The sequence below is a fragment of the Sphingobacterium sp. NGMCC 1.201703 genome (genome assembly GCF_047784615.1).
In the GTDB taxonomy this organism is placed as follows: Bacteria; Bacteroidota; Bacteroidia; order Sphingobacteriales; family Sphingobacteriaceae; genus Sphingobacterium.
On record NZ_JBLOHD010000001.1, the window covers coordinates 755,119 to 778,058 of the forward strand.

The following is a 22,940-nucleotide window of genomic DNA, read 5'->3' on the forward strand; positions in this document are numbered from 1 at the left end:
CTGACATCGGTATTGTCGAGCGTAAGCAGTAAAAGTGTGTTACAGAAAAGATCTAATTTAATAGTGTTTGTAATCAGTAGCTTATATAAACAGAAAGGTTTCTTAATCGATTAAGAAACCTTTCTGTTTATGGAGCAATTTATGCTTAGCTGAGTGCAGGCTCTTGCTGGCTCAGGCAATGAAAACTACCCAATCCCCAGATAATATCTACCGAATTGATTCCGATAACTTTCCGTGTCGGAAAGCATCCCTGAATAATATCCAATGCTCTCTGGTCATTGGCATCGTTGAAAATCGGAACAACGACAACATCATTTGCGATATAGAAGTTGGCATATGATGCCGGAAGTCTGGTGTCTTCATAGATTACCGGTGCGGGCATCGGTAGTTCGACGATATTAAGTGCTTCTCCGTTGAGTAATCTGAAGGAACGAAGTGTTTCTAGATTCTCCTGGAGGATGGCATAATTTTCATCTTCCGGATTTTCTTCAACAACAGTTAACACCGTGTTTTCATTCACAAAACGCGTGATGTCATCAATATGACCATCAGTGTCATCGCCAATAATTCCGTCGCCTAACCATAATACCTGATCTTGTCCATAGAATTCTTTGAGGTAAGTCTCAATCTGTTCTTTTGTATAATCAGGGTTTCTGTTTTCATTGAGCAGACATGCTGTTGTTGTCATTACAGTTCCGGCGCCGTTGAATTCAACAGAACCGCCTTCCATAACGATATTGGGGGTAAATAAAGGCAGGTTGAACGCTTTCGCTATACGTGTGGGAACAACATCATCCAGGTCGAAAGGCGGATATTTCCCGCCCCATGCATTATATCCCCAATCAACAACTGCTTTTGCGTTTGTAGTTTGATTGATCAGGAAAGCGGGACCATGATCTCTGCACCAGGCGTCATTGGTTGGATTGAAATAAAATTCAATATTGCTAAAATCAGCAGTTACTTTTTTCAATGCTGTGATGGCGAATGCTTTCATGTCTTCGTCAGCTACATTGATTCGGACTTTCTGTCCAGCAGCAACAGCTTTAATAAATTCACAATAAGGCTGGTATATGGTATCAATTTTTCCAGGCCAAGATTCTTCTTTATGCGGCCAGCTCAACCACATCGCTTCTTGTTTTGCCCATTCTGCGGGAAATGAAAAACCTTGTTTTTTGGGTGAGTTATCAAAATATGCCTGTGTGAAAGTGCTTTCTTGTTCCATGCGTTAAAATGTAAAAAGCCATTTTAATCTGTTTTTCTTTGGTATGAATTACAAATTAAAATGGCCAATATGATTTGATATTAGTCTTCGTCGATAAAACGTTTGGTGATTGGAGAATATGTCTCAATTCTACGATCTCTCAAGAATGGCCAATGTTTTCTGAAATAGTCGGATTCAGCTAGATCTAGTTCAACTACTTCAATTTCTTCTTTATCGTGAGAAGCGAGGTACAACAGTTTACCTTGTCCATTTGTAACAAAGCTGCCGCCCCAAAATTTCATGGCGCCATCCTGTTCAAATCCAACACGGTTAACAGCTACCACAGGCACACCGTTTGCTACCGCATGCGAGCGCTGAATGGTTTGCCATGCATTGTATTGATCTCTGTTGGTTTCTTCATCCTGATCCGTGGCCCAGCCGATCGCTGTAGGGTAGAATAGAATTTCAGCACCCATTAGGGCTGTGATTCTTGATGCTTCCGGATACCATTGGTCCCAACAGATCAATATGCCGATTTTACCGAATTTTGTTTTAAACACTTTATAACCCAGGTCACCAGGTGTAAAATAAAATTTCTCGTAAAAAGCCGGATCATCGGGGATGTGCATTTTGCGGTATTTACCCAAATAAGAGCCATCAGCATCTAATACAGCGGTGGTATTATGATAAAGACCTTCAGCTCTTTTTTCAAATAATGAAGCGATAATAACGACTCCGGCTTCTTTCGCAACAGCAGACAGGGCATCGGTAGATGGTCCCGGGATAGATTCAGCCAGCGCGAAATTGTCATAATCTTCTACATCGCAGAAATATAAAGAGGTAAAGAGTTCTTGCAGACACACAATTTGCGCACCTTTTGCAGCGGCTTCTTTTACTTTAGCGATTGCTTTTTCGAGATTCTCTTGTTTGTTTGCGGTACAGCTCATCTGTACAACTCCAACTTTTACTTTGCTCATTCCTTAATGCTTGTTTAATTCGAGCACAAAGATACTATTCTTAATTTAGATTTGATTGTCACCCGAAAAACAAAAAAGAGCTCTTAGAGCTCTTTTCTTAATCTTGCGACTGGTATGTTTAATGCTTCACGGTATTTGGCTACCGTTCGGCGGGCGATATTGTAGCCTTTTTCTTTCAGTATTTCCGTTAGCTTCTCGTCGGCAAGCGGCTTGCGCTTATTTTCTTTGGCGATGCATTCCTCCAGTATTTTCTTGACTTCCTTATTTGAGACCTCTTCCCCAGAGTCTGTTTGGATAGCTTCGGAGAAAAATGATTTTAACAAAAATGTTCCGAATTCGGTTTGCACATATTTTGAATTTGCCACGCGGGAGACGGTCGAGATATCCATATCGATCTTATCTGCGATGTCCTTTAAGATCATGGGTTTTAATTTACGGTCATCTCCGGTAAGAAAATAATCGTATTGATATTCCATGATGGCATTCATGGTTTTAAGTAAGGTTTGTTGGCGTTGCTTGATGGCATCAATGAACCATTTTGCCGAATCGAGCTTTTGCTTGACGAACTGTACTGCTTCTTTCATCTTCTTGTCCTTCTGATCGGACTTCTCGTAGTGCTCGAACATATGCTGATAATCCCTGCTGATGCGGAGTTCAGGTGCATTACGCCCGTTTAGCGTAAGATGGAGGGTGCCGTCGTTATTGCTAATGTGGAAATCGGGAATGATATGAAGTTGTTTACCCGCTACTGCTCCCGAATCGCCTGGTTTGGGATTAAGTTTTAGGATTTCATTTACGACGTTTTTCAAGTCTTCAGAGGATACTCCTAATGATTTCTCTAGTTTGTCATAGTGCTTTTTAGTGAACTCATCCAGATAATTGGCCACGACCTTGATTGCGAGCTTAATCGTTGGATTGTTCGCGTCTTTCTTTTGCAATTGTATCAAAAGACATTCCTGTAAGTCTCTAGCGCCAATTCCCGCAGGCTCAAAATCTTGGATCACTTTTAGCATTTCTAATACTTCGTGCTCTTCGGTCATTACATTTTGACCGAAGGCTAGGTCATCTACCAGATTGATGATCGGACGACGTAAGTAGCCGTCGTCATCCAGGCTGCCGATAATCTGCTGACCAATTAAAAAGTGCTTATCATCTAAGGCGAGGAGGTCTAACTGTTGTTGTAACTGTTCATAGAATGAATGTTGGATGGCCACGGGCATTTCTTTCCGTTCATCATCATCATCACCATAGTCATATCCATTACCATAATCTTTGTAGTCGTCCTCTTGTATATAATCTTCCAAACTGAAGTCATCTGAGTCGAATCCTTCTTCGTTGTCGAAGTTGTCATCCGGATCTTTATCCGGATATTCTTCTATTGGATCCGTCATATTAGTCAAGCTACCATCTTCTAACGCAGGGTTTTCTTCTAATTCTTCTTTTATTCGGGCATCTAATGAAACTGTTGGTACCTGCAACAATTTAATAAATTGAATTTGTTGTGGAGACAGTTTTTGTAATAGCTTTTGTTGTAATGTCTGTTTTAACATGCTAATCGTTGACTAGTTTACATCTAAATTTAAACAAATATCATTATTATTTTAAAATAAAATAGATAATAAATCAAAAGTAGGTATAATATTTGCGGAACACCTCAACTAACCTGCTGATCTAAACAGCGTCTTCTTACATTTTCTTGTGTTGCTTTAATTTCATGGATCTGAAATAATGAGGCTATTATGAGACTTTTTTTGCCGATGGACATTATTGCAATGAGCGCTCGTCCTTTATTGTTAAAAAATGTAAATAGTTGATTACGGACATTTATTTAGTTGTATATTTAGCCCCTGAAACAGATATAGACGCATATTGAGTGGGAAATAAAACCTTTGTTGATTCAATATGTTGAATATAAGATAAATTTCCATTTATGTTTAGACGTATTAAGAATCGGATTCTTCGTTATCTCGTTATTGCAATATATTTCGTTATAGTTTTGGTCTGTGCTATACAACTTAATTTTTTGTGGCTTTTTGGCTACTCACCCACAAAAAAAGACATCATTATGCCCAGTGTCAACATTTCGACAGAATTGTATACTGCTGATAGTGTATTGATCGGTCGATATTTTGACGAGGATAGAAATCCAATCCCTTTTGACAGTATTCCTAAAACTGTTGTTAATGCGCTGATAGCAACTGAAGATGTGCGTTTTTATCAGCACAACGGGGTTGACTTTTTGGGCCTGGGCTCGGGTATTATTTCAACTTTAAAAGGTGATAAACGTGGTGCGAGTACAATTACGCAACAGCTGGCCAAGAACCTTTATCGCACGCGCTATAATAAGGCCGGAGGTTTATTGACCCGTTTGCCTGTAGCGGGTTTGGTGATTACCAAATTCAAAGAATGGATGACCGCTTATAAGCTGGAACAACGGTATACAAAAAACCAGATTTTAGAAATGTATCTCAATACGGTTTCTTTCAGCAATAATGCCTATGGTATAGAAACCGCTGCAAAACGTTATTTTTCAAAAGGAGCAAATCAACTGAATCAAAACGAAGCGGCAGTATTGATTGGCATGTTAAAGGGGACAACCTTATATAATCCGATTAGGAATCCGGAAAACGCATTTGACCGTAAAAATACGGTGTTGAGCCAGATGCACAAAGGTGGCTTTCTAAAAAAGGACGAGTTTGATGCATTGGTCAAAGAGAAGATCGTCCTAAATACCAATAATCAAGATGTAAATGCGGGGGGGGATTCATATCTGCGTACAGCTGTTGCTAAATGGCTGGAGAAGTGGTCAGAAGAGAATAATTACGATATCTATACGGATGGTTTAAAGATCTATACAACGATCAATTCCAAGTTGCAAAAGCATGCTGAAGAAGCAGTGGCTAAACAGATGGCCGAGTTACAACAGCGTTTGAATAATACTTGGGAGGGGCAGGAGCCCTGGCGGGATCTTTCAGGAAAAGTGATTCCAAACTTTTTGGAGAATTTAGCGAAGAAGACACCTTATTACGAGTTCCTGAGTAAAAAATATGCCAATAGTCCCGATAGTATCTATTTCTTCTTAAATAAGAAGAAAAAGATGGAAGTGTACAATTGGAAGGATGGGGGGAAGGTCGAAAAGGAAATGTCTACGATGGACTCCCTGAAATATTATGCCATGATGTTGAATGCGGGCATGATGTCTATGGATCCCTATTCCGGTGAAATTAAAGCTTGGGTAGGCGGGATAAACCATCAGTATTTCAAATATGATCATGTGATGCAGGCGAAACGGCAGGCGGGGTCTACATTTAAACCTTTTGTTTATCTGGCAGCTTTGGAGTCGGGGATGTCGCCTTGTGATAAGATCACAGATAAACCTGTTACCATAAAGATTGACAAAGGAGATTCCGTCGAAGTATGGGAACCAAAAAATGCAGATTGGAATTTTTCTTATCGGGAGATGTCTTTGCGCCATGCGATGGCTCGATCTATTAATTCAGTGACGGTTCAGTTGACAGATATGGTTACCCCAGCGAAAGTTGTAGATGCTGCGCAACGTTGTGGTATCACGAGTAAACTTAATCCGGTGGCATCCGTCGGTTTAGGGCCTAATGATGTGTCGGTATTTGAGATGGTCAACGGTTATTCGACGATGATGAACCATGGTGAGCGGGTAACACCGGTACTTGTTTCTAAAATTGAAGATCACGATGGAAATGTGATTGCCACTTTTCAGGCAGAGCGCAAACAGGTGGTCGATAAACAAGATGCTTGGTTGATGACTTATATGTTGCGTGGTGGGATGGAAGAGCCAAGAGGTACATCGCAGGGCTTGTGGGAATGGGATCTATTTGATAAAGAAAATGAAATTGGGGGTAAGACCGGTACTTCTTCGGAATATGTTGATGGTTGGTATATGGGAGTGACGAAGGATTTGGTTACTGGAATCTGGGTTGGATGTGATGAAAGAAGTATACACTTTAAGAATTCGCATACCGGTGAAGGTTCCCGGACGGCATTGCCTATATTTGGTGTGTTTTTAGAATCTGTTTATAAAGATAAGCAATTGGGCTATACGCAGGGTAAATTCCCTGAATCTACGGTTGAAATCACGAAATCCTATAAATGTGAGACGCCGCGTTATAGTGAGCCGGAGCCAGTACAAAGTGATTCGACACAAGTTGATGAGCAAACGGACGAGGGTTTTATTGGACCTGAAGAAGAGTCTACAGAGGGTGGAGTTACTGAGCGTAATAACAATGAAGGTGGTTCCGGTGCAAATACGGGTGTGCTGGAGAATACCACGTCAACCTAAATTTAGTAAAAACGTTTATCCTCTTTCGAATCTAGCATAGTATAACAAATAGCGAGCTGCCTAATGAAAATTGGGCGGCTTTTTTATTTCTATTATGTATTACTAGGCCGCGAAATTGGTGTTTCTTTTTGCATAAGCTTGCTGTTGTTGTGGGTATAGGTTATTCCAGTTTGGATTATTTTTGCGGATAACACGTTCTATTTGCATGCGTGTGAAGTTTTGTAATTCACTCATTCTCTTTTTTGCGTATGCTAATTGGGAAAACTCTTCGGAATAGATTATTCTATTCAAATGAGTGCCCTGTTGAAGAATAAAATTATTGGCTTGTTGAAGCTCCATTACTGTGCTAAATATATTGGATGTGAAATCGATCTCAAAGTACCTTCTGTTGTTGTCTGTTAAGATATATACGATAAAATTGCCCATAATACTAAATTATTTGGATGTTTAATTTTTATTTACTAATTTTATTGGCACAATAATACTAATAAAATTAGTTTTTGTAAAATATTTTTGAAAAAATAATATGGCAAATATTTCATCCAACTTGAAATTCCTTCGAAAAGGAAAGAAACTTACACAGCAGCAATTTGCTGATATCATGGAGATTAAAAGAGCTTCGGTCGGTGCATATGAAGAAGATCGGGCGGAGCCTAAATACGAATTGCTGAAAAAAATTGCCGAGTTTTATGGGTTAACCATGGATGAATTGGCGAATGATGTGATTGATGAGAAGTGGAAGCCAGTGCCTAAAAGTAATGCGTCAAATCTTAGGGTATTAAGTGTGACTGTCGATGGTAACGATCGTGAAAATATTGAGCTTGTGCCCGTTAAAGCGAGTGCTGGTTACTTAAACGGCTATGGTGATCCGGAATATGTCGCTGAGCTTCCGAAATTTTCGTTGCCCATGTTTGGACAGGGGACTTTTCGGGCTTTTGAGATTAAAGGAGATTCGATGTTGCCTCTGCCTTCGGGTTCGATTATTGTGGCGGAATATGTTGAGAATTGGCACGATATCAAACCTGGGCATACCTATGTAGTTGTATCTCGGGAGGAGGGTGTCGTCTATAAGCGTATCGCGTTTAAATTTAAGGAGGATAAAGGCTTAAAGCTCGTATCTGATAATAAGACATATGAACCTTACTGGGTTGAGACTCCCGATATTCTTGAAGTCTGGAAGGCAAAGGCTTTTATTAGCACGCAGCTGCCGGAGCCAACTCCTGAGCCGACGATGGAAACATTGACCAGTATGATGGCACAAATGCAGAAAACAATTAATGCAGTTGTTGACAATTCGAAATAATAGAAAAAATACTTTCGCAGTTGTTTGGGGATTTGTTTTTTATTTTATAAAATACTATATTTGCATATCTGAAAGGAAGGGGGCTCGTATTGCCCCCTTTTTTTAATACAATTAATTTAGCATTCTAGGCAGTAGAACAATGCAAGATGTAGAAAAAAGAGTTATTGAACTCATAACGGAAAAAATAGCAGATCGCGAGGATTTGTTTATTGTTAGTGTAAAGATGCGTCCGAATAAGATTTTGGAAATTCTCTTAGATGGAGACAATGGCGTTAATATTGATGACTGTGCGCAGGTGAGCCGCCATGTCGGTTTTCATTTGGAGGAAGAAAATGTCATCGATAATGCCTATCGTTTGGAGGTTTCCTCACCGGGTATTGATTCAAATTTTGTCAATAATCGGCAATATCAAAAAAATATCGGTCGCACCGTACAGGTTAAGTTGGGTGATAACACTAAAATTGAAGGAACCTTATTATCGGTTGACGAGACAAAGATTAAAATTCTTCAAAAAGTAAAGGAAAAAGGTAAAAAAGCGCAAGAGGTGGAAAAAGAACTTCCTTTTGATCAAATAAAAGCAACAAAAGTGGTAATTTCATTTTAAAAAATAATGAGTAACAGCAACATCAATCTGATAGACTCTTTTCAGGAGTTTAAAGAGTTTAAGAATATCGATAGACCTACGGTCATAACAGTATTAGAAGAGGTTTTTCGTAGTATGATCCGTCGTCGTTTTGGTACGGATGAAAATGTGGATGTTATCGTGAATCCAGATAACGGGGATTTGGAGATTTGGAGAACGCGCGTCGTTGTTGAAGATGAATTTTCTGAGGATGATGATCTTGAAATTGAGTTGGCAGAAGCAAGAAAACACGATGAGGATCTTGAAGTGGGCGATGATTTTATCGAACAGATCACATTGGAAAGCTTTGGACGCCGTGCTATTTTGGCGGCTCGTCAAACGCTTGTTTCTAAAGTGTTAGAACTTGAGAAAGATGAGGTTTTCAAGAAATATAAAGATAGAGAAGGAGAATTGGTCATCGGTGAGGTTTATCAGATCTGGAAGAAAGAGATCTTGGTGTTGGATGAAGATGGCAATGAATTGATTTTACCTAAGTCGGAACAAATCCCTGCTGATTATTTCAAAAAAGGTGACGGTATCCGTGCGGTAGTACATAAAGTGGATATGATGAACAATAATCCGAAAATCATTATCTCACGTACGGCGCCTGCGTTTTTGCAACGTTTGTTTGAACTTGAGGTACCGGAGATTTTTGATGGTCTGATTACAATCAAGAAAATTGTCCGTGAACCAGGGGAGCGTGCTAAAGTGGCGGTTGAATCTTATGATGACCGTATTGATCCGGTTGGAGCCTGTGTGGGTATGAAAGGATCTCGTATTCACGGTATTGTTCGCGAATTGCGTAATGAGAATATTGATGTGATCAATTTCACAACAAACCATTCTTTATACATCGCTCGTGCATTGAGTCCTGCCCGGATCAGCTCAATTAAGATTGACGAAGAAAATAAAACTGCTGCTGTATACTTAAAATCAGATCAGGTATCCTTGGCAATTGGTCGTGGTGGACATAATATTAAATTGGCTGGTAAATTGACTGGTTACGAGATCGATGTTTATCGTGAGAATGATGAATTTGATGAGGATGTGGATATCGAAGAATTCAGCGACGAAATTGAAAGCTGGGTTATCGATGAGTTGAAGCGTGTTGGTTTAGACTCTGCAAAATCTGTGTTGTCACTTAGCGAAGAAGAACTGGTGAGACGTACCGATTTGGAGGAAGATACCATCCGTGAGATTGTACGTATATTGCAGGCTGAATTTGAATAAAATTCAGCTTGTTAAATTTTTTCCATCTAACATTCGGAATAAATTGGTTATGGATGGAAAAAAACATATTTTTGTAATTATATTAAAATAGTTTATATTATAGATGACTGAAGGAAAAGGAACAAACTTGCTTAAAGCAGCAAAAGAACTCAACATCGGGATACATACTGCCGTGGAATGTTTAGTGAAAAAGGGTTATGATGTAGAAGCAAAGCCTAACACTAAATTGAGCGGAGAGATGTATGGTGTGCTGTTAAAAGAGTTTCAGGGAGACAAATCACTGAAAGATGAAGCTAAACAAATTGTTATTGGCAAAATTCGTCGTGAGGAGTCACCGTCCACTTCTCCTAAAGAATCGTCTAGAAATGAGGATTTCGAAGAACATGAGGAACCAAAAGAGATCTTGGTTAAAAATACTGTAGAAATCCCGTCAGCCAAAGAATCTGCTCCTGCCAAACCTGAGGAAGCTGTTCATCAAGGAGGTATGAAAGTGGTTGGCAAAATAGATCTTGATGCCCTGAATAGAGGTGGTAACAAGGCTAAAAAAGAGGAGTCTTCAAAGGAAGAACCTAAATTGGCGCAAGACCTACCGGAGGAGACTAAACCCGTAGAGAAAGTAATAGAGCAGAAAGAAGCGGAAGTCAAAACACCGGTCATTGAAGTGAAAAAAGAAGAACCAAAGGTTATAGAGCAAAAAGCTGAAGTGGTGGCACCTCAGGTAGAAGCTCCAAAACCTGAAGTAGATAAAACTGAAGTAAAAGCAACTCCGGTTGTAGAGACAAAAACCGAACCTGTGAAGGTAGAAGAAAAGAAAAAAGACGAAACAGCAGCAAGAGCTGCTGTACCAGTAACTCCAACAGTGGAGCCTGTGAAAAAAGATGGCGATGATATTATTTCTGCCCGTGCAGAAAGATTGACGGGTCCTAAAGTAATTGGTAAGATTGAATTACCTTCAGCTAGACCTTCGCACAAACCTGTAGCATCATCTTCAAATGCTGGAAACAATAATGAGAAACGTAAGCGTAAACGCACCAATCCAAATGGTCCAGTAAATCCGAATGCGGGACAAGGTCAGGGACATAACAACCAAAACCGAGGTCCTCGTGATGGAAATAATAACCAAAACCGCGACCAACAAGGAAACAGAAGTGCTGGTCAAGGTAACAACAATAATCCGAACAACCGTCCGGGACAAAACAACCAGCATTCTGGCAGACCTGGGCAAGGTGGAAATAACCAGCATCAAGGTAGACCGGGACAAGGTGGAGCGAGACCACAACATGGTCGTTTTGACAATAGAGGAAAAGGAAGACCTGTTGAAAATAAAGAGGAGCCTTCTGAAAAGGAAATCCAAGACCAAATCAAGGCAACACTTGCTCGTTTAAGTGGGGCAGGTAAATCTGGTAAATTTGCTCAACGTGCGAAATTAAGACGCCAAAAACGTGATGATGTCGCTCAACATGCGGAAGAAGCTGCAATGGAGCAAGAATTAATGGCAAAGGTATTGCGTGTTACAGAATTTGTTACGGCAAACGAGCTGGCAAATTTGATGGACGTTCAGGTCACACAGATTATCGCAACTTGTATGAGTTTAGGTATGTTTGTGTCTATCAACCAACGTCTGGATGCGGAAACTTTGGCTATTGTAGCAGATGAGTTTGGTTATCAAGTTGAATTTATTAAACCTGAAGATGAGGAAACTGCGGAACTGGAAGAGCCAGATACTGAAGCAAATTTGGTGTCCAGAGCTCCAATCGTGACCGTCATGGGACACGTTGACCACGGTAAGACATCTTTGTTGGATTATATCCGTAAGGCAAACGTTACTTCTGGTGAAGCCGGTGGTATCACACAACATATTGGTGCATATGCCGTGAAATTAGATGACGATCGCAAAATTACATTTTTGGATACACCGGGTCACGAAGCCTTTACGGCGATGCGTGCGCGTGGGGCCAAAGTAACAGATATCGTTATTATCGTTATTGCAGCGGATGATGCAGTCATGCCGCAAACAAAAGAAGCGATCAATCACGCGCAAGCAGCTGGAGTACCGATTGTATTTGCATTTACGAAAGTAGATAAACCAGGAGCGAATCCAGATCGTATCCGCGAGCAGCTTTCTGCAATGAATATCTTGGTTGAGGACTGGGGTGGTAAATTCCAGGCACAGGAAATTTCTGCAAAAACCGGTGAGAATGTTGATCTTCTTTTAGAAAAAGTTCTTTTGGAAGCTGAAATGTTGGATCTGAAAGCTGATCCGAAAAAGCGTGCTGTCGGTTCAGTGATCGAAGCAGCTTTGGACAAGGGTCGTGGTATCGTGACTACAGTATTGATCCAAGGTGGTACTCTTCGTGTTGGAGATCCAATCTTGGCAGGTTCACATTCCGGTAAAGTGAAAGCTTTAACCAATGAAAGAGGTGAACGTGTTAAAGAAGCTGGACCTTCTGTGCCTGTACAGATATTAGGTATGGCTGGTGCACCGACAGCTGGAGATAAGCTTTATGTTCTTGAAAGTGAGTCCGAAGCGAGAACGGTTGCAAACAAACGTCTTCAGTTACAACGTGAGCAGGGCATGCGTGCAACAAAACACATTACCTTGGATGAGATCGGCCGTCGTTTGGCTATCGGTAACTTTAAGGAACTTAATATTATCGTGAAAGGTGATGTGGATGGTTCTATCGAAGCATTATCAGATTCATTATTGAAATTGTCAACAGATGAGATCCAGGTGAATATTATCCATAAATCCGTAGGGGCGATCTCTGAATCCGATGTATTGTTGGCCTCTGCCTCTGACGCGATCATCATTGGTTTCCAAGTACGTCCGACACAAAACGCACGTAAATTGGCTGAGAATGAGCAAATCGACGTTCGTTTATACTCGATCATCTACGATGCTATCGAAGAGATTAAATCTGCGATGGAAGGTATGTTGGCTCCGAAATTTGAAGAGAAAATTGTTGCTGAAGTTGAAATCAGAGAAACATTTAAAATCTCTAAAGTGGGTACTATTGCGGGATGTATGGTTAGAGAAGGTAAGATCAATAGAAATAATGATATCCGAATCATCAGAGATGGTGTCGTTATCCATACAGGTCGACTGGCTTCCCTTAAACGTTTTAAAGACGACGTGAAAGAGGTTGCACAAGGTTACGAGTGTGGTTTGAATATCGACCGATTCAACGACATCCAGGTAGGTGATATCGTAGAAGCTTACGAACAGGTAGAAGTTAAACGTAAATTGTAATATCCCGATTTACGATAAGATAAAAAAGCGTTGATGAAAGTCAACGCTTTTTTTGTTTTGAAGAGTCTGTTTAACAGCGTGGAGATAAAACCTTCAGCTGATTTTCATAGCTGCTGCTGCGTATAAGAGTATGAAAGTTTTGTTTCTAACGCTCATATAATTCTATCGGAAGCTGATCCGGATCGGCAAAGAACATAAATCTTTTTTGTGTTAGCTCGTCGATCCTTATCCCTTCATGTGCGATACCCGCCTGTTCTAATTTATGTATTTCCACATCGAGGTTATCGACCTCAAAGGCTAAATGCCTCAAACCGGCGGCTTCAGGAAAACTCGGTCTGCTAGGAGGGGAGGGAAAGGAAAACAATTCAATGACGTAAGTTTCGTTGAGTTTTAAATCCAGTTTGTAGGAATCCCGCTCTGTCCGATAATGTTCCTGCCAGATTTCAAGTCCGAGGACCTCGGTGTAGAATTTTTTCGATCGTTGATAGTCACTGCATATAATCGCGATATGGTGTATTTTGTTTAAGCTTAATTTCATTTTGCTCTTTCGTATTGTTTTGGCCAAGGGATGTCTACTGATAATTCTTTTGCGAAGTGTAACGGAAGATGGGGATCATCCAAAAAGCCCCGGGCAATCATAATTAAATCTGCCTGATCTTTCTCAATAATATCGGCGGCCTGAGTAGCTGTTTTAATAAGTCCGACAGTAGCGGTCTTCGTTCCGGTTTTTTCTTTGATCGCTACAGCAAAAGGCAGTTGATAGGCGGGGCCAACATCAATTTTTTGATGTGAAACAGCTCCACCACTTGATACGTCGACGATAGCGACACCCTGTTCTACCAAGAGCTTTGACAGTGCGATGGATTGATCCAGGTCCCAGCCACCCGGGGCCCAGTCTGTCGCAGAAATACGTACCCATAAGCTTTGTGTTGTTATTTCCTGTTTTACCCTTTTGATGATCTCCAGCAAGAAACGTATCCTGTTTTCAAATGTACCACCAAATTTGTCTGTTCTCAGGTTGCACAAAGGAGAGAGAAATTGGTGGATGAGGTAGCCGTGTGCTGCGTGGAGTTCGATGATTTCATAACCAGCTTGAATCGCTCTTTGGGTAGCTTGTCCAAACTGTTCGATGATTTCTTCGATCTCATTTGTTTTAAGCTCTCTGGGGACGTGATCTGCCGAATGGAATGCCAATGCAGATGGAGCAACGGTCTGCCATCCTAGGGCTTCTGAAGGGGCAAATTGGCCACGGCCAAGCCAGGGCTTGTTGCTACTGGCTTTGCGGCCCGCATGCGCGAGCTGAATGCCGGGGATAGCATCATTTGCTTTGATAAAAGCTGTTATTTCTTTGAGTTTGTCAATATGCTGGTCATCCCATATCCCAAGATCTCCATAGCTGATTCGGCCTTCGGGCGCTACGGCTGTTGCTTCCTGTATGACTGCTGCTGCGCCACCAATTGCAAATTGACCAAGGTGGACAAGATGCCAGTTGTTTGCAAATCCCTCTTCAGCAGAATATTGGCACATGGGGGAGACGACTAAGCGATTTTTCAGATGCAGGGAACCGATGTTTAGGGGTGAAAATAGTTGACTCATATTTTTTTGTTTATTGTAAACATGAATTGGTGAACTTCCTTCTGGGGACGGTAGTAATGATCAGAAATAATTTTATTGTGGGGTTTGGTATGTTTAAAGCCCCACAATAATAACCTTATGGATTTGTCGACCATAAAGAGGCTGATTTTAACATCGCTCTTTTAGGTAATTTTAAATTGGCAATAACCAATTCAGCGAAATCCTCCGGTTGTAATACTTTTTCTGGATCACCGTCAGTTAGACCAAGGTCTATGGACATATCGGATGCAATGGTACTTGGTGTCAGGGTACAAACCCGAATGTTATTTTTACGTACTTCACGCATCAATGAATCGGCAAATCCAATGACACCAAATTTTGACGCGCTATAGGCTGATGTGGTAGCGGCCCCATTTAATCCGGCAGTAGAAGATACCATGATAATATCGCCCTGATTTTTTTCAATTAGTTGAGGCAGCACTGCTTTTGTAACAAAATAGGTTCCCATTAGATTAACATTGATTATCGCAGTCCAGTCTTGCACGTCCATCTCCATGACAGAGGCGAAGGAAGATATGCCCGCATTGTTGACAAGAATATCAAAGTTGCCAAAGGTTTCATTGAGGTTTTTAATTCCCTGCTGTACCGCCTCGTTATCTGACACATCAAATACGGCATATGTAACTTCTGTACCTAAAGCGGTCAATTCGGCAGCAGTCTGTTTTAATGCTATTTCGTTTCTTCCTGTAATTGCAACATGCACGCCTTCTTTAGCCAATGCAACAGCGATGGCTTTCCCAAGCCCTTTTGCTCCACCGGTCACTAAGGCCCTTTTTCCTGTTATATTTTCCATCGTATAAAAATAAGAATGATCTCCTGGATTACTGTCAAATGAACCTCAAAAGAAGGCTTATTTGAGCTTTTTGATGATGTTTTCTATAATCGGATAGGTGTTGGCCCTTACTTCGTCAAATTGCTCTATAGAACGCCATTCTGCCTTTGTAATGTCTTCAGCGGTTTGTGGTATGAGTTTGGGAACTTTATTAACGCCCATTTCATACCAGTTGGTTGCCTTTAATACAAATTCTCCATTACGTAAATAATAGGTGTGGTAAGATGTTACGATCTTTTTTCCCAGATAGTTGATTTTAATGCCACATTCTTCTTCTACTTCACGTACGGCAGCCTCTTTCATTTTTTCATTGTCTTCTACTTTGCCTTTTGGGAGATCCCATTTACCCAAGCGGTAGATAAAAAGGTAATCTCCGTCACCGTTTTTAACCAATCCGCCAGCTGCCTTGATGATTTTCAACTTACTTTTTAAATTTTGAAATACGGTTTCGAAATCCTTATTGACGTAGAGATAGGTCTTTGGAACTTTATCAATTTCAGATTGTTTGAAAAGTTTTTGAAGTTCAATGTCTTGAATACTAATTGTTTGCGTGTTTTTTGTTTTCGAAGGAACGAAATCGGCTAAAATTAGCACGGTTTCGTTCATATAAATTTTATAAATTTGCGCCATGAATAATTTAAATGAGGTTGAACAAAAAGTTGCTGAATCCTTATTGCAAATTAAAGCAATAAAATTGCAACCTAAAAGTCCTTTTACATGGGCATCGGGTTGGAAGTCTCCAATTTACTGTGATAACCGTATCACTTTATCTCATCCAGCGATACGTACGTATATTCGTCAGAAGCTTTCTAAGCTTATTCAAGAAGAGTTTGGATCCGTGGATATGATTTCTGGAGTTGCTACGGCGGGTATTCCACAGGGCGTGTTGGTTGCGCAGGATTTGGGCTTACCATTTTCTTATGTTAGAAGCTCAGCTAAAGATCATGGTCGTCAGAATATGATTGAAGGTGAGGTCGTTAGTGGTCAACGTGTAGTTGTGGTTGAAGATTTAATTTCGACGGGCAAAAGCAGCCTGATCGCAGTCAAAGCATTGCGCGAAGCAGGTTGTAATGTTGTCGGATTGGTTTCCATATTTACCTACGGATTACAACAGGCAACTGATAATTTTGCTGATGCGAAATGTCCTTACTTCAGCTTGTGTAACTACGATGCATTGATTCAAGTTGCCGCTGAAAATAGTTACGTATTGGAAGAGGATGTTGAAATTTTGAAAAAATGGCGATTGAATCCTGCGGGATGGGGTGAGAATTTTCAATAAAGAAATAATAACCGTTATGACTACTATTCAGAACACGACAGAAATCAGCAGAAATGTCAGCGAGGTATTTGCTTTTCTAACTGATCTCAATAATCATGAGCAGTTAATGCCCGAGAATATCTATAATTGGTCTTCCACAGCAGACGAAGCACGGTTTACCATTCAAAATATGGCAAAATTGGCGCTGAAAGTTGATGAGCGTGTAGAAAATCAAGTGATTAAATTGATTCCATCTGAAAAAGCTCCTTTTGAGGTAACATTGCGATGGGAACTGCAGGCATTATCTGATACGGTAACAAAGGCTACATTTATTATCGATGCGGATCTGAATATGATGATGAAAATGATCGCTGCAGGACCGCTTCAGAAACTGATTGACTTTCAGGTGAACAAGCTGAAAACTGTACTGGGATAGCAAGTTGTATTGCGGAGCATAACATAAAAAAGCCCGATCGTTAGATCGGGCTTTTTTATGTTATGCGATTCGTTCATTTACTTTTTTCCAATTGACGACATTCCACCAGTTTTTGATGTAGTCTGACCTCTTGTTTTGATAATGCAGGTAATAAGCGTGTTCCCAGACGTCAAGCCCCAAAACAGGGATGCCTTTTACTTCTGCAACATCCATTAATGGATTATCCTGATTTGGCGTAGAAGTTATTTTCAGGTTACCCGAATCGTCAAGAATCAGCCAGGCCCAGCCTGAACCGAAACGGCTCGTTGCAGCAGCAGCAAATTGCTCCTTAAATTTGTCCAATGAGCCAAAGGCCTTATTGATCATCGTTAACACTTTTTCTGAGGGTTGACTTGCTTTGTCGGACAGGCTTTCCCAAAAGAAATTGTGGTTCCATGCGCCACCGGCATTATTTCTGGCTTTTGGCGAATATTTGGATATATTAGCTAAAAGCTGCTCTTCTGAAGTTTCCTTGATAGCTTCGGCAACAATGGCTTCGTTGACAGCATTGATATAGGCCACATGGTGCTTTGTATAATGGATTTCCATCGTCAGGGCATCAATATTGGGCTCCAATGCTGCATAACTGAAAGGTAACTTTACTTGAGAAAATTTTAAGGTAGCGGCATTTAATTCAGTTGCTTTCGCGGAAGCAATATCTTGTAATATTGATCCAGATACAGCAATACCCAATGTGGCTTTTGCTGCATTTTGAAGGAAGTTTCTGCGTGTTTGCATATAATCTTATTATAATAAGTTTCGATATAAATATAACGTGAAATTCCACAAATATTGTACGAGAATTGTCTGTCAATTGTAATACAACAAAATTGTTATAAATTGTCCGTGTGAACGCTATTTCTATTCCGGTTTTTACATTTGTGTAAGCCAAAATTCGACAGTATATTTGAACTATGTATGCATTACGAATAGCAAAGATAATTCCTCAACCCAATAATAATATCACTTTTCAGTTGGAACCTCTTGATGGTAAGTACCCTAGATATAAAGCTGGACAGTTTATTACACTTTCATTTATGTTCGGTGATCGGGAGGTTCGTCGTTCCTATTCTTTTAATAGCTCTCCGGATTATGATGAACCATTAAGTATCACTGTAAAACGTGTGGAAAATGGGGAAATCTCGCGATTGCTTCATCATACGATTGCCGAAGGGGATATCGTTCAGGCTATGGAACCGCAGGGATTATTTACCTATGAGCCTGAGAAATATAAGGTCAGAACTTTATTTCTATTTGCTGCGGGGATTGGTATAACGCCTTTGTATTCCATTCTTAAAACGGCGCTTCTTACGGAGAAGGAGTCCAAGGTTGTGTTGGTTTATAGTAATCGATCTGCGGATCAGACACCATTCCGTGAGGAGTTGGAGGGATGGGCCATGCAATTCCCGGACCGTTTAACGATTATCTGGATTTATTCCAACAGTAAGTATCTAATGAAAGCCAGGCTGAATCGGGATTATATTCTTTCCATTGTCAAGGATCATCTTGTCGGGAAAAAAGAGGACGCTTTATTTTACACATGTGGCCCAGTGATTTACATGGATTTATGTCGTTTTACACTTTTGGGGATGGGCTTTGATACCGACCAGATAAAAAGAGAAACATTTTTATTGCCCGAAAATGAAGAGGATGATGACGATGAATCCGAGAAAGCGATCGATACAACATCGTATCAAATCAGGTTACATTTTCAGGGCAAAAGCTATGATCTGGAGGTCCCGTATAATAAATCTATTCTGGATGTGGGGCTGGAACATAAAATCAAATTACCCTATTCCTGTAAATCCGGAATGTGTAGTACATGCATTGCGCAATGTTCTAAAGGAAAAGTAAGAATGGACTACAATGAAGTATTAACCGATCGTGAAATGGAGAATGGACGGATATTATTGTGTACCGGTCATCCGGTGGTCGAGGGAACCGAAATCGAAGTGCTTTAAAAAAAGCCTGGGTTTATCTTGTTTATTTGATGAATTGTAGGTATTTCAGAATAATATTTCAATAATATAATTGATTTTATTTGTTTGTTCTGTTTTGGCGCCAATAAAAATTGCATATCAAAGCAAATTTAACTAAGTTTGGGTATAACCGTTTTTATATCCAACTATTATGGGAAAATTACTCTGGAGCCCGACAGAAGAACAAAAATCTCGATCTGAGATCAATAAATTCAAACAGTATATCGAACAGCGATATCAATTATCCTTTGCGTCTTATCATGATCTATGGGCATGGTCAACTGCACATGTTGCTGATTTTTGGCAGGATATTGCAACTTACTTTAATTTAAAATTTCATTCAGATTTTACCAGTGTATTAGCTCTTCCGGCGAACAGGGATGACTTTTTTGGAGCAAAGTGGTTTAGTGGAGCAACGGTAAACTATGCGGAGCATGTATTTCGTTGCGAAACAGATGCCCGACCGGCTCTTATTTTTCAGTCGGAACAGCAGCCTTTGCGCGAGATCTCCTGGAAAGAGCTAAAGGTCATGGTGCTCAGATTACAAATTTACCTACAAAATCAAGGGGTTAGGAAAGGGGACCGGGTTGCTGGGGTGCTGATCAATGGAGTGGAAGCTATCGCGTTGTTTTTAGCTACGAATTCAATTGGGGCGGTTTGGTCATGCTGTTCTCCAGATTTTGGCGAAGCAAGTATTCAGGACCGTTTTGAGCAGATCGAGCCTAAGGTGCTTTTTGCAAATGCAGATTACTATTACAATGGGCGTCTTTTTGACAAGGAAGATAGCATACGTAAGCTTGCTGGACAATTGCCGTCTTTGACAGCCTATGTTTTTATCGATGATAAAACCTGGCAAATGATCATGGATTCGGACGTTTCACAACATGAGCTTAAGTTTACTGCAGTAGCTTTTGAAGATCCCATATGGATCTTATATTCTTCGGGGACGACGGGAAAACCTAAAGCAATAACACATGGGGCTGGGGGGATGTTGTTGGAACATATGAAAGCACTGGGGCTGCATCAGAATGTGCAGCAGGGGGAAAGGTTTATGTGGTATTCCACAACAGGCTGGATGATGTGGAATTACGCTCTTTCGGCATTATTAATGGGAAATACACTGTGCATTTATGACGGAGCAACGAACTATCCGGATAAATTGAGCCTATGGCGGTTTGCAAAAGAAACTGCTGTGGATCATTTTGGTGCAGGTGCTGCCTACTTAATCTCCTGTCAGGATCAAGATCTGAAAACATTGAATTATACCCCAAAAACAATTGGATCTACGGGGTCTCCGCTGCCGCCTGCTGTCTTTGAATGGATACAACAGCAATTTCCGCAAGCTCAGATTATTTCACTAAGTGGTGGTACAGATGTTTGTAGCGCATTTCTTTCGGGCTGTACATTGCTTGATGTGTATGCCGGCGAAATACAATGCCGTACATTGGGGGCTAAGATAGCTGCTTTTAATGCGGAGGGAATAGCTGTGTACGATGAGGTGGGCGAGCTGGTTATCTTGGAGCCGATGCCCTGTATGCCAATCTACTTTTGGAATGATTATTCCAATGAGAAATATTATGATAGTTACTTTGATAAGTATCCTGGTATTTGGAGCCATGGCGACTGGATTAAGATCACACCAAATGATGGTATCATCATGTATGGACGTTCTGATGCGACACTGAACCGTGGTGGAGTGCGTATCGGAACAGCTGAAATTTATAATGTGTTGAATGCAACGGATGAGGTTCAGGATAGCTTGGTCATCTGTGTTGATCATGAAAACGGTTCTTCTGATATGTTGCTTTTTGTACAGATCAAAAATGGTGTGCTGGATGATGAACTCAAGGATAAAATAAAGAGGTCTCTTCGAAGGGAATATAGTCCCCGGCATGTGCCGGATGAAATTTTTGAGGTTTCTGCTATTCCTTATACCTGGAGCGGGAAAAAGCTGGAACTACCTATTAAAAAGATCTTCTCAGGTATAGCTGTTGATAAAGCTGTTTCAAAAGATGTCATGCGAAATCCGGAGGCTGTAGATGGGTTTGAAGTTATCAGCAAAACCTGGCGTACGTTGTAAACAGCATCAGATTTGTTGAGCCCTTTAAAAAAGCCCGCCTGCATCATAGGTACAGGCGGGCTTTTTATTACTTGAGCTATTGTTGTCTGCTCATTTTTCCTATTATATGGCTACTTATACCTGAATTACCCCCACATTGTATCGCTCAACAATAGGTTTTTCGTTAGCGGCTTCTATTCCCATGCTGATAACTTTTCTGGTTTCCGCAGGGGCAATAATTCCATCGACCCAGAGTCGGGCAGCGGCATAATAAGGGCTTAATTGTTCATTATATCGGTCTTCAATAGATTTCAATAGTATATTCTTTTCTTCTTCATTGATTTCCTTCCCTTTGGCCTTCAATGCGGATTCCTGGATTTGGAATAGCGTTTTGCCGGCAGCGGCGCCGCTCATGACGGCCATTTGGGCGCTTGGCCAAGCATAGATCAACCGCGGATCATAAGCCTTGCCACACATCGCGTAATTTCCCGCTCCATAGCTGTTGCCTACAATGAATGTAAATTTGGGTACGACGGAATTTGCCATTGCATTGACCATTTTGGCACCATCTTTAATGATTCCACCTTGTTCCGATCGGCTGCCGACCATAAACCCAGTGACATCCTGAAAGAAGACGAGCGGAATGTTTTGTTGGTTGCAGTTCATAATAAAGCGAGCAGCTTTGTCCGCGGAGTCGCTGTAGATAACCCCACCCATTTGCATTTCCATTGCATTTCCGGGCTTCTTTGCTTTAATGATTTCCCGTTGGTTGGCGACGATGCCCACAGCCCAGCCATCTACACGTGCAAGTGCGCATACAATGGTTTTGCCATAATGGGGTTTATACTCCTCCAGTGTTTCTGCATCAACAATCGCTTCGAGGATATCTTGCATTCGGTAAGGTTTGGTTCGGTCCTCCGGAAGGATTTCTATAATTTTTTCGGGGTCTGTTTTTGGAGGCAGGCTTTCCTTCCGATTGAAATTAGCTTTTGCATGTCCGCCGATTTTATCAATTACGTTTTTAATGGCGGTAAGGCAACTTTGGTCGTCGGGGAATTTATTGTCCGTAACACCTGATATTTCGGAATGTGTGGCGGCGCCCCCGAGTGTTTCGGCATCTACAATTTCTCCAATAGCTGATTTAACCAAATATGGTCCTGCCAGGAATACAGATCCAGTGCCTTCGACAATGAAAGCATAGTCCGACATAATGGGTAAGTAGGCGCCGCCCGCAACACAGCTGCCCATGATTGCGGAAATCTGTGGAATGCCCATGGAGGACATGCGCGCATTATTACGGAATATTCGTCCAAAGTGTTCTTTGTCGGGGAAAATTTCGTCTTGCATTGGTAGGAAAACACCTGCAGAATCCACTAGATATATGATCGGAAGGTTGTTTTCCATGGCGATCTCCTGTGCACGCAGATTTTTCTTGGCCGAGATCGGGAACCAAGCTCCAGCTTTTACGGTGGCATCGTTCGAAACAATAACGCAAAGTTTAGATTTGACATAACCTAAAACAGCTGCGCAGCCTGCATTGGTACAGCCTCCATGTTCTGTATACATGCCCTCTCCTGCAAACATGCCTATTTCGAGGTACTCCCGATCTGGATCCAGTAAGTACGTTATTCTTTCCCATGCCGACAGTTTACCTTTCTCCTTTAGTTTTTTGATTTTATCGATGCCACCACCGAGTTTTAAATTTTCTCTTTTTTGGCGAAGTAATGCGAGCAGCTCCTTCATAGTTTATAATTCTGGTTTAAAAAGCGATGTAATTAAGAATTTCTTATTTTTAGATAAATTT

At 41.0% G+C, this 22,940-nt stretch carries 19 protein-coding genes; 9 read left to right on the top strand and 10 right to left on the bottom strand.

Annotated elements, in window-relative coordinates; translation table 11 throughout:
- Positions 1-145: 145 nt before the first annotated feature.
- The 3 genes from ACK8HY_RS03020 to rpoN form a co-directional block, all read right to left on the bottom strand.
- Positions 146-1,222: an agmatine deiminase family protein gene (locus tag ACK8HY_RS03020; RefSeq protein ID WP_416132738.1), complete on the bottom strand. Its 1,077-nt coding sequence runs from the start codon at positions 1,220-1,222 to the stop codon at positions 146-148.
- A gap of 80 nt (positions 1,223-1,302) precedes the next feature.
- A complete protein-coding gene (locus ACK8HY_RS03025; RefSeq protein WP_343559930.1) occupies positions 1,303-2,178 on the bottom strand; it encodes a carbon-nitrogen hydrolase in 876 nt (291 codons plus the stop codon).
- A gap of 83 nt (positions 2,179-2,261) precedes the next feature.
- Positions 2,262-3,728, bottom strand: coding sequence for an RNA polymerase factor sigma-54 (gene rpoN, locus ACK8HY_RS03030; protein WP_077435470.1), 1,467 nt, complete (start codon positions 3,726-3,728; stop codon positions 2,262-2,264).
- A gap of 515 nt (positions 3,729-4,243) precedes the next feature.
- Here rpoN and ACK8HY_RS03035 point away from each other — a divergent pair.
- Positions 4,244-6,493 carry a penicillin-binding protein 1A gene (locus ACK8HY_RS03035; RefSeq protein WP_416132739.1) on the top strand — a complete coding sequence of 750 codons (2,250 nt, stop codon included), beginning with the start codon at positions 4,244-4,246 and terminating at the stop codon, positions 6,491-6,493.
- A 102-nt stretch (positions 6,494-6,595) separates the two neighbouring features.
- Here the strand turns inward: ACK8HY_RS03035 and ACK8HY_RS03040 are convergent, their stop codons facing one another.
- Positions 6,596-6,919 carry a hypothetical protein gene (locus tag ACK8HY_RS03040; RefSeq protein WP_416132740.1) on the bottom strand — a complete coding sequence of 108 codons (324 nt, stop codon included), beginning with the start codon at positions 6,917-6,919 and terminating at the stop codon, positions 6,596-6,598.
- A gap of 100 nt (positions 6,920-7,019) precedes the next feature.
- Here ACK8HY_RS03040 and ACK8HY_RS03045 point away from each other — a divergent pair, with 100 nt between their 5' ends.
- The 4 genes from ACK8HY_RS03045 (at position 7,020) to infB (ending at position 12,898) form a co-directional block, all read left to right on the top strand.
- Positions 7,020-7,796: an XRE family transcriptional regulator gene (locus ACK8HY_RS03045; protein ID WP_416132741.1), complete on the top strand. Its 777-nt coding sequence runs from the start codon at positions 7,020-7,022 to the stop codon at positions 7,794-7,796.
- Positions 7,797-7,935: 139 nt separating this feature from the next.
- Positions 7,936-8,400 (top strand): ribosome assembly cofactor RimP, encoded by a 465-nt coding sequence (rimP, locus tag ACK8HY_RS03050; RefSeq protein WP_416132742.1) that lies wholly within the window; start codon positions 7,936-7,938, stop codon positions 8,398-8,400.
- Positions 8,401-8,406: 6 nt separating this feature from the next.
- Positions 8,407-9,648, top strand: a complete 1,242-nt coding sequence (gene nusA / locus ACK8HY_RS03055; protein ID WP_046675481.1) for a transcription termination factor NusA — start codon at positions 8,407-8,409, stop codon at positions 9,646-9,648.
- A gap of 103 nt (positions 9,649-9,751) precedes the next feature.
- A complete protein-coding gene (gene infB, locus ACK8HY_RS03060) occupies positions 9,752-12,898 on the top strand; it encodes a translation initiation factor IF-2 (RefSeq protein ID WP_416132743.1) in 3,147 nt (1,048 codons plus the stop codon).
- A 145-nt stretch (positions 12,899-13,043) separates the two neighbouring features.
- Here the strand turns inward: infB and ACK8HY_RS03065 are convergent, their stop codons facing one another.
- From ACK8HY_RS03065 to ACK8HY_RS03080, 4 genes are all read right to left on the bottom strand, one after another.
- On the bottom strand, positions 13,044-13,436 hold the full coding sequence (locus ACK8HY_RS03065) for a VOC family protein (protein WP_416132744.1): 393 nt from the start codon (positions 13,434-13,436) through the stop codon (positions 13,044-13,046).
- Positions 13,433-14,494 carry an NADH:flavin oxidoreductase/NADH oxidase gene (locus tag ACK8HY_RS03070; RefSeq protein ID WP_416132745.1) on the bottom strand — a complete coding sequence of 354 codons (1,062 nt, stop codon included), beginning with the start codon at positions 14,492-14,494 and terminating at the stop codon, positions 13,433-13,435. Before ACK8HY_RS03070 ends, ACK8HY_RS03065 begins: the two co-directional genes overlap by 4 nt.
- 115 nt (positions 14,495-14,609) lie before the next feature.
- Positions 14,610-15,326 carry a 3-ketoacyl-ACP reductase gene (locus tag ACK8HY_RS03075; protein ID WP_077435456.1) on the bottom strand — a complete coding sequence of 239 codons (717 nt, stop codon included), beginning with the start codon at positions 15,324-15,326 and terminating at the stop codon, positions 14,610-14,612.
- 57 nt (positions 15,327-15,383) lie between these two features.
- Positions 15,384-15,971 carry an NUDIX domain-containing protein gene (locus tag ACK8HY_RS03080; protein WP_254846204.1) on the bottom strand — a complete coding sequence of 196 codons (588 nt, stop codon included), beginning with the start codon at positions 15,969-15,971 and terminating at the stop codon, positions 15,384-15,386.
- A 22-nt stretch (positions 15,972-15,993) separates the two neighbouring features.
- Here ACK8HY_RS03080 and pyrE point away from each other — a divergent pair, with 22 nt between their 5' ends.
- Both pyrE and ACK8HY_RS03090 read left to right on the top strand, forming a co-directional pair.
- A complete protein-coding gene (gene pyrE / locus ACK8HY_RS03085; RefSeq protein WP_077435452.1) occupies positions 15,994-16,644 on the top strand; it encodes an orotate phosphoribosyltransferase in 651 nt (216 codons plus the stop codon).
- A 16-nt stretch (positions 16,645-16,660) separates the two neighbouring features.
- The gene (locus ACK8HY_RS03090; RefSeq protein ID WP_077435450.1) at positions 16,661-17,059 is read left to right on the top strand and encodes an SRPBCC family protein; all 399 of its coding nucleotides are present in this window, start codon (positions 16,661-16,663) and stop codon (positions 17,057-17,059) included.
- Between the two features lie 60 nt (positions 17,060-17,119).
- Here the strand turns inward: ACK8HY_RS03090 and ACK8HY_RS03095 are convergent, their stop codons facing one another.
- Positions 17,120-17,836: a superoxide dismutase gene (locus ACK8HY_RS03095; RefSeq protein WP_416132746.1), complete on the bottom strand. Its 717-nt coding sequence runs from the start codon at positions 17,834-17,836 to the stop codon at positions 17,120-17,122.
- Between the two features lie 176 nt (positions 17,837-18,012).
- Between ACK8HY_RS03095 and ACK8HY_RS03100 the strand changes: the two genes are divergently transcribed.
- Together ACK8HY_RS03100 and ACK8HY_RS03105 are read left to right on the top strand one after the other, a co-directional pair.
- A complete protein-coding gene (locus tag ACK8HY_RS03100) occupies positions 18,013-19,059 on the top strand; it encodes a ferredoxin--NADP reductase (protein WP_077435446.1) in 1,047 nt (348 codons plus the stop codon).
- Between the two features lie 169 nt (positions 19,060-19,228).
- Positions 19,229-21,157: an acetoacetate--CoA ligase gene (locus ACK8HY_RS03105; RefSeq protein WP_077435444.1), complete on the top strand. Its 1,929-nt coding sequence runs from the start codon at positions 19,229-19,231 to the stop codon at positions 21,155-21,157.
- Between the two features lie 114 nt (positions 21,158-21,271).
- Here the strand turns inward: ACK8HY_RS03105 and ACK8HY_RS03110 are convergent, their stop codons facing one another.
- Entirely contained in the window at positions 21,272-22,879 is a 1,608-nt protein-coding gene (locus tag ACK8HY_RS03110) for an acyl-CoA carboxylase subunit beta (RefSeq protein ID WP_416132747.1), read from the bottom strand.
- Positions 22,880-22,940 lie beyond the last annotated feature (61 nt).